Annotated in this window: 7 protein-coding genes; 6 read left to right on the forward strand and 1 reads right to left on the reverse strand. The window is 29.7% G+C overall.

All coding sequences use genetic code 11. The annotated features are described in order from the left end of the window. Positions 1-24: 24 nt before the first annotated feature. Complete coding sequence (locus tag AAT22_RS02365) at positions 25-2,406, forward strand: glycoside hydrolase family 31 protein (RefSeq protein WP_047000113.1); 2,382 nt, start codon at positions 25-27, stop codon at positions 2,404-2,406. Positions 2,407-2,536: 130 nt separating this feature from the next. On the opposite strand, the gene AAT22_RS02370 is transcribed toward AAT22_RS02365, so the two are convergent. Continuing rightward, the gene (locus AAT22_RS02370; protein ID WP_047000114.1) at positions 2,537-3,388 is read right to left on the reverse strand and encodes an AraC family transcriptional regulator; all 852 of its coding nucleotides are present in this window, start codon (positions 3,386-3,388) and stop codon (positions 2,537-2,539) included. Between the two features lie 515 nt (positions 3,389-3,903). Between AAT22_RS02370 and bglX the strand changes: the two genes are divergently transcribed. From bglX to AAT22_RS02395, 5 genes are all read left to right on the forward strand, one after another. Beyond that, on the forward strand, positions 3,904-6,102 hold the full coding sequence (bglX, locus tag AAT22_RS02375) for a beta-glucosidase BglX (RefSeq protein WP_047000115.1): 2,199 nt from the start codon (positions 3,904-3,906) through the stop codon (positions 6,100-6,102). Between the two features lie 85 nt (positions 6,103-6,187). Then, positions 6,188-8,593 (forward strand): beta-galactosidase, encoded by a 2,406-nt coding sequence (locus tag AAT22_RS02380; RefSeq protein WP_047000116.1) that lies wholly within the window; start codon positions 6,188-6,190, stop codon positions 8,591-8,593. Positions 8,594-8,719: 126 nt separating this feature from the next. Beyond that, positions 8,720-9,985 carry a glucoamylase family protein gene (locus AAT22_RS02385; protein WP_047000117.1) on the forward strand — a complete coding sequence of 422 codons (1,266 nt, stop codon included), beginning with the start codon at positions 8,720-8,722 and terminating at the stop codon, positions 9,983-9,985. Positions 9,986-10,000: 15 nt separating this feature from the next. Then, positions 10,001-11,269: a glucoamylase family protein gene (locus AAT22_RS02390; RefSeq protein ID WP_047000118.1), complete on the forward strand. Its 1,269-nt coding sequence runs from the start codon at positions 10,001-10,003 to the stop codon at positions 11,267-11,269. Positions 11,270-11,283: 14 nt separating this feature from the next. Further along, entirely contained in the window at positions 11,284-12,912 is a 1,629-nt protein-coding gene (locus AAT22_RS02395; protein WP_047000119.1) for an alpha-glucosidase, read from the forward strand. Positions 12,913-12,952: the final 40 nt, after the last annotated feature.

Here is a 12,952-nt window from a genome sequence, read left to right on the forward strand (position 1 = left end):
TATATTTGAAAAAAAGGAGAAATTATGATTGAAGGATATAAACATTTTAAACCTAATTGTAACCCAAAAGCTAATGAAGAAAATATAATTGTTAAGGATAATATAAGACTAACAGTTATAGGGAGTAATCTTATAAGAGTAGAATATGGTCCAAATAAAACATTTCAAGATGAACCAAGTCAAACTATATTAAATAGAGATTTGGGCAAGGTTGATTTTAATGTTATAGAAAATGAAAATATACTAAAGGTAGAAACAGATGAACTTTTGGTTAATTATAAATTAGATAGCCAAGAGCTAAATGAAGATAATTTTTGGATAACAATAAAAAAAGATAATAAAATGTGGAGATATTCTGATATTCAAAAGAATAATTTAAAAGGCACTATAACTACCTTAGATAATATAAATGGGGAAGTGGAACTACCAGATGGTTTTATTTCTAAGGATGGATGGACAATAATAGATGACTCTAAGACTTTAATTATCACCGAAGATGGAGGAATTAAAAGACGAAACAATTTAGATAATAAGGATTTATACTTTATATACTATAGAGATGACTATAAGTCATTTTTAAAAGATTTTTTTAGCATAGCAGGACAATCGCCTATGTTACCTAGATATGCTTTGGGAAATTGGTGGAGTAGGTATTTTGTTTATAGAGATAAAGAATTATTAAATTTAATGGATGATTTTAAAGATCATGATATCCCGTTATCTGTATGTATTGTAGATATGGATTGGCATACTCCAGTATGGTGGACAGGATATTCATGGAATAGAAATTTATTTAAGAATCCAAAAGATTTTATAAGTAAGCTTCATGAAAGAGGATTAAAAACTGCTTTAAATCTACATCCAGCCCAAGGCCTTGGAAGTCATGAGGAAATGTATGAAGAAGTAGCTGAAATAGTAGGGATGGATCCAAAGACGAAGGAGACAATAGAATTTAATCCAGATGATGAAAATTATTTAAAAGGATATTTTGAGTTAATGCATCATCCAAAGGAAACTGAGGGAATAGATTTTTGGTGGATGGATTGGCAACAAGAAAAAGTGTTAAAAATAGAAGAACTAGAAGTGTTATGGTGGTTAAATCATATTCACTATATGGATTTAGGTAGAGATGGAATAAAGAGACCAATGATGTTTTCTAGATGGAGTAAGACAGGAAATCATAGATATCCTATAGGCTTCTCTGGAGATACAATAGTAAGCTGGGAATCTTTAGCCTTTCAACCGTACTTCACTTCAACTGCATCCAATGTTGGATGTTTTTGGTGGAGCCATGATATTGGAGGACATATGTGTGGAATAGAAAGTGGAGAAATATTTACAAGATGGGTTCAATTTGGAGTATTTAGTCCAATATTTAGAATTCATAGTGCTAAAAATATATTTCAAGATAGAAGGCCATGGGCTTACGATAAAGAATGCTATCATATAATAAAAAAATATATGAACTTAAGACATAAAATGATTCCGTATATGTATTCTATAAACTATAAAAGTAAGGAAGGGATACCGTTAGTAGCACCTATGTATTATTATAGTTCAGAAGAAAAAGCATATCATCGTAAAAATCAGTATTATTTTGGAACTGAATTAGTAGTTTCACCGTATGTATCTGAAAAATTGGAGAAAGTCAATCTTACAAGAGGAAGTATATGGTTGCCAGAGGGAGAATGGTTCAATTTATTTAACGGAGAGCATTTTAAAGGTGGTAGAGATTATGTACTTTATGGTAAGCTCGAAGAAGTTCCTGTATTTGCTAAAGGGGGGGCTATTGTACCGCTAAATAAAACATCAGATTTTGGAGATATAGCTAATCCAAGTCATTTGGAGTTAATAATATTTCCTGGGGCAAGTAATTCCTTTGAATTATATGAAGATGATGGAGAAACACAAAAATATTTATTCGGAGAGTATTGCGTAACAACAATTTCTCAAGAAAGCAAAAATAATATAATGAAAATAAAGATAGATTCTCCAAAGGAAAATAATAAATTAATACCTGAAAATAGAAAATATAGTTTTGACATTAAGGGAATTAATAGTCCGCTTTATGTAAAAGCAAAAATAAATAACAAAGATATAAGTGTGAGATATACTTATATAAAGGAAGAAGCAACTATAAAAATTGAAGAACTTATTTTAGGAAATAATAATGGATTAACTATAGAATTAGAAACTCAAGGATATATAGTAAACAAGGATTGCAGGCAAAAAGAAAAGTTGAAAAATCTATTGATGAGTTGTAGTTTACCAAATACTGATAAGGCCTGGATATACGATAATTATGAAATATTAGTTGAAAATATTCAAATTTTAGATACTCTTTTAGAAGTTCCAGTAACAGGAAATATAAAAGAAGCTATAATTGATGTTATCAATAATAGATAGTTAAAAATTATTAATAAAAGCTATACTATAAAAAATATTTTTTGTAGTATAGCTTAATTTATTTATTAAATTAATATATGTAAATTTTTTTATTATATAAGTTGCAATAAATAGTCTATACTTAGCTAAATCACCTGTAGGATGCCCTAAATTTATTAGGAGATACACCATAAAATTTTTTGAAATGTTTGCTGAAATAGTAGGGATCATTATATCCAACCATTTTAGCAACAGTTTTTATAGCTAAATTTTCTTTTTCTAAAAGCTCTTTAGCTTTTGATAAACGAATATTTATAAGATAATTTATAGGGGAATCTCCCATAAGCTCTTTAAATATTTTAGATATATAAACAGGACTTAGATACATGTTTTGAGATATTGTGTTTAAAGAAATATCATTCATAAAATTTTTTTCAAAGTAATCTGTAATATTTTTAACTAGCACTTTATTTTCATGAGAATTAAAAGATAAACCGGATTGGACAGTCTTACCTTCATCTTCATTGATTTCTCTAGAAATTATAATTAATAATTTCATAATTAGGGCTTTTAGCATGAAGTGAGAATTGTGTGCATGACTACTTTGCTCAGAGATTATTTCCTCACAACACTTTAAAAATTCATCTTTATATTTAATGAATGTTAATATACCATCACCATTAAAGTTAATTGAATTTTTGTTATTAAATAAATTTATATTGTTTAGTCCTATATGTAGTTCATGGCAAATAGTATCTTTATTAAGTAATTCTTGATGGTATATTCCTTTGTTAAATATCAAGGCTTGCCCCTTTTTTACGTTGTATAATTTGTCATTAATTAAATAATCTACATTGCCTGACAAGATAACAGATATTTCAATCATATCTGTATGACAATGATACTCCGTTTGAGGTATTTCACCTGAATAGCTATATTTTCCATCAAATAAGAATAGAATTTGAGGATTATAATTATCTATATTATTTTCATTTTCAAACATAAAATAAATCTCCTTATGAAATCAATAAGAAACGTTTTTATAAAAAAATACATCTTTAGTTTAATATAATACATTTTTATTTTCAATAAACTTTTTATAATTAAATTATATAGTAGAAAGAAAAAAGGAGGGAGTATAATAAGGGTTATAAGGGAAAAAAGCAAATAATCAAATAATATTTATCATATAAATCACAATTTATAATTATAAATATTAAAAACAATAATAGATAAGCGAAAAAGTAACGCTTAGAGTAGTATTAAAAGAAATAAAATAAAAAAAGTAATTAAAAATTTAAAATACTATTGTAAAAAAGATCAAAAGAATATAATATGTAAGTATAAAGTAAAACCTTTACATCAACATTCACTAATATAGAAACGTTTCTTGTAATAACTGTTTTTAGATTACTACAACTTAAATAAAACCGAGATTAATTAAATTAAATTCGCAAGAAACGTTTCCTATAAGTGTTATTTTAAACAATAAAGTTTAATTCTGGGAGGAATAGGATTATGAGTAATAATATAGATATAAAAGAATTGCGTGATAGCTTAACAATTGAAGAAAAGGTAGGTCAATTGTTGCAGTTAGCACCGTTTTTATTTAGTGATAGTAACAAAGGTGAGATAACAGGACCTATGAAGGATATGGGAATAAGTTCAAGGCAAATTAATATGTCGGGGTCAGTACTTGGAATTTCTGGCGCTAAGGAAATGAAAGAAATACAATCAGAATATTTAAAAAATCATGAAAAGAAAATCCCACTATTATTTATGGCTGACGTTATACATGGCTATAGAACCATATATCCGATTCCACTAGGATTAGGATGTACATGGGATACAGATTTAGCAGAAGAGTCAGCAAGAATAGCAGCTAAAGAAGCAGCAGCAGGAGGAATACATGTTACATTTTCTCCTATGGTGGACTTAGTTAGAGATGCAAGATGGGGAAGAGTTATGGAATCAACAGGAGAAGATCCATATTTAAACTCACTTTATGCAAGAGCTTTTGTAAAAGGTTATCAAGGAGATTTAACCAGTGATGAAAATATAGCAGCTTGTGTAAAGCACTTTGCAGCTTATGGTGCACCAGAAGGCGGAAGAGATTATAATACTGTAAATATGTCAGAAAGAAATTTAAGAGAATATTATTTACCAGCATATAAGGCAGCTATTGAAGAAGGGGCAAGAATGTTAATGACCTCATTTAATACTGTTGATGGAGTACCGTCATCAGGAAATACATGGCTTATGAGAGATGTATTAAGAGATGAATGGAATTTTGATGGAGTTGCAATATCAGACTGGGGTGCAGTTGCAGAATTAATACCTCATGGAGTTGCTGAAGATGGAAAGGAAGCTGCTGAAAAAGGTATAAAAGCAGGAGTGGATATAGAAATGATGACTCCACATTATGTACATCATGTAGCAAATTTAGTTGAAGAAGGAAGACTTGATATAAAGTTAGTTGATGAATGTGTTCTTAGAATACTTCAACTAAAGAAAGATTTAGGGTTATTTGAAAATCCTTATAGAGGTGCAGATGAGAAATTAGAAGCAAAATTGATATTATGTGATGAGCATAGAGAATCAGTAAGAAAAGCAGCAGAAAACTCAGTAGTTCTTTTAAAGAATGAAGGAGTATTACCTCTAAGTAAGGATGTTTCGAAAGTTGCAGTTATAGGACCATTTGCAGATAACCATATGATTTTAGGTGGATGGTCATGGCAAGGAAAGTTTGAAGAAACAGTAAGCCTAAAAGAAGGTTTAATAAATAAATTAGGTGAAGATAAAGTATTAGTAGCTAATGGATGCTCAAATGAAATTCCAGAGAGAGTAGAAGATTCATTATGTGAAGAGGGATTTGAAGAAGCAATGAGAATTGCAAAGGAAGCTGAAGTGGTAATTTTAGCTTTAGGAGAACACCATGATTTAAGTGGAGAAGGTGGAAGCAGAACTGACATCAAACTTCCAGGAGTTCAAGAAAAGCTTGCAAGAGAAATTTTAGCATTAAATAAACCAACAGCAGTTGCATTATTTAATGGAAGACCATTAGAGATAACTGATCTTTCAAATGAAGCAAATGCTATTTTAGAAGCATGGTATCCAGGTACAGAAGGCGGAAATGCAATAGCTAACATATTATTTGGAGATGCAAATCCACAAGGGAGATTAAGCATGGCATTCCCATATAACGTTGGTCAAGTTCCAGTTTATTACAATTGCTTTAGTACTGGAAGACCAAAAATAAAGGAATATGGTGATCAACATAAATTTGGCGAAGAAAGATTCTGTACACATTACCTAGATGCTCCTAATGCTCCACTATATCCCTTTGGATATGGATTAAGTTATACAACTTTTGAATATAGTGAAGCAGTGCTAGATAAGGATATTTTAAGAGAAAATGAAGTTATTTCATTAAAGGTTAAAGTGAAAAATACTGGAGATGTGGAAGGCAGAGAAACAGTTCAACTATATATTAGAGATGTAGTTGGTAGTGTAGTTAGACCAGTTAAGGAATTAAAAGCCTTTAAGAAGTTAACATTAGCACCAGGCGAAGAACAAGAAGTTATTTTCGAAATAAATGAAGAGATGCTAAGATTCCATACCTTAAGTAACGAGTTTAAGTCAGAAAAGGGTAAATTTATTGCTATGGTTGGAGCAAATTCAAAAGAGGTTCAAGAATTAAATTTTGAATTAAAGTAATTATTTTATAATGTATGGGAGAGTTTATATTTTAAAGTAAACTCTCCAATAATATATGTAAATAATATATGGATAGAGGTGTCTTATGAATATAGAAATAAAAGAGAAACAAATTTTAATAGATGGTAAACCACAGCTTATAATGTGTGGAGAAATACATTACTACAGATTAGAAAGAAATGAGTGGGAAGATAGAATAATAAAGCTGAAAAATTCAGGATGTAATGCTGTTGCAACATATATTCCATGGATATGTCATGAGCCAATAGAAGGTGAAATAGATGTTGAAGGAAAAACAAAGGATATATTAGATATAGGAGCCTTTATGGATTTATGTAATTCTCATGGCTTAATGTGTTTTATGAGACCAGGTCCATTTATTATGGCAGAGATGAAGAATGAAGGGATACCTCATTGGATAGCTAAAAAATATCCAGAGCTTATTCCAAAGACTTGGGATAATAAAACAGCACCAAATCCAACATTAGATTATCTTTCACCAAGTTTCCTAAAGGAAGTAAAAAAGTGGTATAGTGCTATAATTCCTGTAATAGCAAAAAGGCTGTGTACTAATGGTGGAAATGTAATTGGAGTACAACTAGATAATGAAATAGGAATGTTATCCTGGGTAAGTAATTCTCCAGATTTAACAGATTTTCTACTGGAAGAATTTACAAAGTGGCTTAAAGAAAAGTATAAAAAAGATTTAATAAATAGATATCCAATAAACTTTGATGACTTTGAAGCTGTTAAAGACGGAATTAGATCACCTAAAGAAGAATATTCATTACAACTATTAAAAGATCTTGGTTATTATATGAGGTATAGATTTGCAGAGTATGTAAGAATATTAAGAGGATATGCTGAAGAATATGGTATCAAAGATGTACCATTTGCTATTAATATACATGGAACAGGTGGGGGAAGAGGATTTACTTACCCAATAGGAATAAGTCAATTATATGAATCTTACACTCAAGAGGACGGATATATTTCAGGTTCAGACATATACTTAGGATCACTTACTATGGATAATTTCCAAGACTTATATATAATAAATGGGATGATGGATTCGGTTCATAACGAGGATCAGCCGTTAACTTCTTTAGAATTTGAATGTGGTGATGGAAATTATGGTTCAATATTTAGTTCAAGATATGATATATCAGCAGTAGACTTTAAGACAAGAATGTGTATAGCGCAAGGAAATAGAATGTTAAACTACTATTTATTCGCTGGTGGGAAAAATTACAGAATGGATTTAGACCTTAAGGATGGTAATGACAGAATTGCACTTACAGGAGAAAGACATGGTTTTGCAGCACCAATAGGACCTGAAGGACAGCTTAATTACACTTATGATAGAATGAGTAAATCAATTAAGGCAATGCTGGCAAATAATGAAAAAATAGCTTCAATGAATGAAGATCATGATAATCTAGTATATGGATTTATTCCAGATTATTTTATGACAGAATACCACTATCCGAATAGTGAAAAAATGAAAAATATGATATCGAATCTTACGCAACATAGAGCTCATTGGAATTGGGAAGCATTTATTAGAGGAATACTATTATTAAATTATAGATTTACAGCTGTAGATCTTCAAAATAAAGATATTAAAGAAAATCAAACTCTTGTAATTCCTTCAGCATTATATATGCCTGTAGAATCTCAAGAAAAGATTAAGAATCATCTTAACAAAGGTGGTAAAGTGCTTATTTATGGAGAAGTTCCTAAATACGATATGGAAGGAAATAAGTGTACTATATTAGCTGATGCTTTAAAAATCACAGAAATGAATAAAGAGGAAGCTGGTCAACATTATTATTTATCAGTATACGCAGATAATTTTGCTAACAATTCACCAGAAGTAAGAGCTGGATATGCTCAAACCTTTAAGATAAAAGAAGGGACACCTATTTTAAGAGTTTATGGAAGTAATTCAATTTGTGGATTTGAAACTAAAGTAGGTGATGGAGATGCAATAGTTATAGCAACAAATTATAGTTGTGATTTAGAGCTTATAAATAAATGCTTAGAAAGATTGAATACTAAAAGAGATTTAAGAAATGATTGTGAATATCATGGAATCTTTATGACAACAACATCAAATAAAATTGGTGAAAGATATATTCATATGCTTAATCTTGATGGTTTTGATAAAAGGTTTAATGTTTATCTTAATGAAGAGAAATTATTTGGTGGAAAAGAAATTGAGTTATTTAGTAAAGATGCTGTTATGCTTCCAATAAAAGTTAATTTTGGTGAATTGGAAATTAGCTATTCAACAGCAGAAATAATAAAAGTAGAGGATAATAAATTTACATTTAGGCTAACTCAATCAGAAGATGAGATAGCAATAAAAACAAAAATGACTATAGTTTCAAGTAATGATTTTATAGTTGAAGAAAAAGATGACTTAAAAATAATAAAGTCAACTAAGCATGCCAAAATAGATGATATTCTAGAAGTAGGATTTAAGTAAATATATTAATGTAAAAGTTTCATGTATAAAAGAGCTCTTCTTCCAAAATCTTAATATAAATAAGTAGAAGAAGGGCTTAAAATTTAAAAATTATATGATTTTAAGTTTTAAGGAGGTTAAATATTATTGAAAAAAAGAAGTAAAATAGTACTTTTAAGTACTTCAGTTATAATTTTAATAGCACTTTGTATAAATTTTTTTGGAAGTAACTCCAGGTTGTTAAAAGAAGAAAAAGTTTCTTCAATTAAATATTTCTTAGAACAAAGTAATACTGCAGAAAATAGCTCAGGATATGGACTAGTTAGAGATAGATATCCAGGGAATCCTTCTATAGCAAGTATTGCGGCTACAGGATATGGATTATCAGCTCTACCAATAGCGGTGGAAGAAAAGTTATTATCAAAGGAAGATGCTTTTGATAGAGCTAACAAAACCTTAGATACCCTTTTAAATATGGAAACTATTGAAGGGTTCTATTATCATTTTATAAATATAAATACTGGAGAGAGAGAATGGAATAGTGAGTTATCTAATATAGATACAGCAATACTAATTTGTGGAGCATTACATGCTGGAGAGTATTTTGGTGGAGAAATAAAGGACAAAGCTAACAAAATTTATGAAAAAGTAAATTGGCCTTGGTTTGTAGATAATAAGAACAATCAGTTTTATATGGCATACAGCCCAGAAAAGGGATTTGAAGGTCATTGGGATTATTATGCAGAACAGTTAATGATGTATGTTTTAGGTGCAGGTTCTCCTACATTTCCAATAGATCAAAAAGTTTATAATAGTTTTACAAGAATTTATGATAAATATGGAGAAGGAAATAAATTTATACATTCATGGTTTGGATCTATTTTTACTTATCAATTTTCTCATGGATGGATAGATTTTAGAGATAAATCTGATGAAAAGGGTGTTAATTGGTTTAATAATTCAGTAGATGCTTCTTTAGCAAGTTATAATTATTCAATGGATTTAAAGAATGAGTATAAGAGCTTTGCTATAGGGGGATGGGGATTAACTGCTTGTGATACTCCAAATGGATATAATGGATTACTAGGATCAGCACCTTCAGGATCATCGAATACAGCAAATAAAGTTGAAGGAACTATTGCACCAGCAGGAGCATTAGGATCAATAGTATTTACTCCTAAAGAAAGTATTAAAGCTGTTAAAGCTTTTGACAAAATAGATGGACTTAAAGGAGAATATGGATATAAGGATGCATTTAACCTTGATAAAAGTTGGATTGCAAATGACTACATAGGTATAGATAAAGGTATTACCATGATTATGATAGGTAATTATGAGGATGAAGAAATTTGGAAAGAATTTATGAAAAATGAATATATAAATAGAGGTTTAGAAAAGCTAGAAATTAAATAAGTGGAGGATTTATAAATGGATAGATTAGATATTTTAGACTTAGAAGCTAAGGGATGTTTTGATTTCTTTTGGAATGAAGCAACAACAGAAGGAGAAGGTTTTGGTTTAATTAGAGACAACACAACAAATTCAGAAAGACATAAAAAAGTTGCCTCAGTTGCTTCAGTAGGATTTGGATTATCTGCAATAATAGTAGGAGTTGAAAGAGGATGGATAACTAAAGAAGAAGGAGAAAAAAGAGCACTTGGAACATTAAAAACTTTATATAATGATGTAGAACAAACAGAAGGTTTTTTTAATCATTTTGTAAATATGAACTCAGGTAAAAGAGAGTGGAATAGTGAAGTTTCAATAATAGATACAGCTATAGCTATAATGGGAGCATTAACTTGTGCAGAATATTTTAAAGGCGAAGTTGAAGAATATTTTGAAAGAATATATTCAAGAATAAATTGGGAATTTTATAGAAATCCAAAAACAAATCATTTTTATATGGGATATAGTAAAGAGCAGGGGCCTTTTGGAGCTTGGGACATGACAGCCGAACAATTTATGATGTATTTCTTAGGAGTGGCTTCACCAACGCATCCTGTACCAGCATCAATGTTCTACGATTTTAGAAGAGATATTGGAAGTTATGGTGGAGATGAATTTATATATACACCCATTGGATCTATATTCCCATATCAATTTTCACATGCATGGATAGATTTTAGGAACACAAAGGACAAGCTAGGGGTTGATTGGTTCGAAAATTCAGTAAAAGCATCTTTATCTAATAGACAATATTGTATAGATAATCCTGTTAATTCTAAGAGCTTTCACAAAAATGCTTGGGGGATGACTGCTTGTGAAACTCATCATGGATATGATGGAAGTCAAGGAACACTACCATCAGCTAAGGGTGGAACAGTTCATACCGCTGATGGAACAGTACCACCATGTGGAGCTATTGGATCAATAGTATTTACACCAGAAGAATCAATAGATGCAATGAATTATTATTATAAAACATTTAAGGACAAGCTATGGGGAAAATATGGATTTAAGGATGCCTATAACCTAGATGTCACACCGGAATGGTTCAGTAAAGTAGAAATTGGAATAGATAAAGGCATTAGTATACTTATGATAGAAAACTATAGAAGTGGACTAATATGGAATCTTACTATGCAAAATAAATATATTAAAAAGGCTATGGAACTTTTAGAAATTACAAATAATAATGTAGAAGCTAATATAAGTGAAAAATCAATAGAAGAATCAGTGGTAGAAACCATATAAAGGTAGGTATTATAATGGAAAAAAAGTGGTGGCATAATTCAACTGTATATCAAGTTTATCCCAAAAGTTTTAAAGATACCACAGGAAATGGCAGTGGGGATATTAATGGTATAATAGAAAAATTAGACTATTTAAAATTATTAGGAATAGATATTATATGGATGTCTCCAGTATATAAATCTCCAATGGATGACAATGGTTATGATATAAGCGATTATAAAGAAATAGCGCCAGAGTTTGGTACTATGGAAGATATGGATAACTTATTAAAAGAAGCAGAAAAGAGAAATATAAAAATTGTTATGGATTTAGTAGTAAATCATACATCAGATGAACATCCTTGGTTTATAGAAGCAAGAAAATCTAAAGATAATCCATATAGAGACTTTTATGTTTGGAGAAAGCCAGTAGATGGAAAAGAGCCAAATGATGTTAAATCATTTTTTAGTGGATCAGCTTGGCAATTAGATGAAGAAACAGGAGAATATTATCTACATTTATTCAGCAAAAAGCAGCCAGACTTAAACTGGGATAACAAAAAGGTAAGAAAAGAAGTCTATGATATGATGAATTTCTGGATAGATAAAGGTGTTGGTGGCTTTAGGATGGATGTTATAGATTTAGTGGGTAAAGATATTGATAATAAGATATTGGGAAATACAGAAAAAACCCATGAATATATCCATGAAATGAATATGAATACCTTTGGGAATAAAGATTTATTTACAGTAGGGGAAACAGGTGGGGCAACTATAGATATAGCAAAGCTATTTACCGATCCTAGGAGAAAAGAACTTGGAACATGCTTTCAATTTCAACATATAGCTTTAGATGAAATTCCAGGAAAAAGCAAATGGGATTTAAGAAAATTGAACTTAGTAGAATTAAAAAAAGTTCTAAGTAGATGGCAGACTGCTTTAGGTGATGAAGGATGGAATAGTATTTATTGGAGCAATCATGATCAACCAAGAGTAGTTTCAAGATGGGGAAATGATAAAGAATATAGAGTAGAATCAGCAAAAATGTTTGCAACATTACTTCACTTTATGAAAGGAACCCCATATATTTATCAAGGTGAGGAAATTGGAATGACCAATGCATATTTTGAAAATGTTGAAGACTATAGGGATATTGAGACATTAAATCTTTATAAGGAAAGAATAGCTTCTGGATATAAACATGAAGATATAATGAAATCTCTAGAAGTTAAGGGCAGAGATAATGCAAGAACACCTATGCAGTGGAATTCAGAAGAAAATGCAGGATTTACTATAGGAAAACCTTGGCTAAAAGTTAATGAAAATTATAAGTATATAAATGTAGAAGATGAATTGAAAGATAAAGATTCTATATTCTATTATTATAAAGAATTAGTTAAGTTTAGAAAAGAAAATGATATTGTAGTATATGGTGAATATAAGCTTTTATTAGAGGAAGATAAAAATATATTTGCATATATAAGAGAATATAAAGGAAGAAAATTATTAGTTGTAGCTAATTTTTATGAAGAAGAACAAAGCTTTACTTTATGCGATGATATAAATATAGGTAAATTAATAATATCAAACTATAAAGATATTATTATTAATGAAAAAACTATAAAGTTAAGGCCATATGAAGCCTTTGCTTATTATATTAATTAATATAATAATAATATATTTATATAATAATACAGAATCTAGT

Source organism: Clostridium sp. C8 (genome assembly GCF_001010885.1).
Lineage (GTDB): Bacteria > Bacillota > Clostridia > Clostridiales > Clostridiaceae > Clostridium > Clostridium sartagoforme.

Coding starts and splice junctions, on each gene's coding strand:
- AAT22_RS02365 (WP_047000113.1), top strand. CDS start 25: ATGATTGAAGGATATAAACATTTTAAACCTAATTGTAACCCAAAAGCT.
- AAT22_RS02370 (WP_047000114.1), bottom strand. CDS start 3,388: ATGTTTGAAAATGAAAATAATATAGATAATTATAATCCTCAAATTCTA.
- bglX (WP_047000115.1), top strand. CDS start 3,904: ATGAGTAATAATATAGATATAAAAGAATTGCGTGATAGCTTAACAATT.
- AAT22_RS02380 (WP_047000116.1), top strand. CDS start 6,188: ATGAATATAGAAATAAAAGAGAAACAAATTTTAATAGATGGTAAACCA.
- AAT22_RS02390 (WP_047000118.1), top strand. CDS start 10,001: ATGGATAGATTAGATATTTTAGACTTAGAAGCTAAGGGATGTTTTGAT.
- AAT22_RS02395 (WP_047000119.1), top strand. CDS start 11,284: ATGGAAAAAAAGTGGTGGCATAATTCAACTGTATATCAAGTTTATCCC.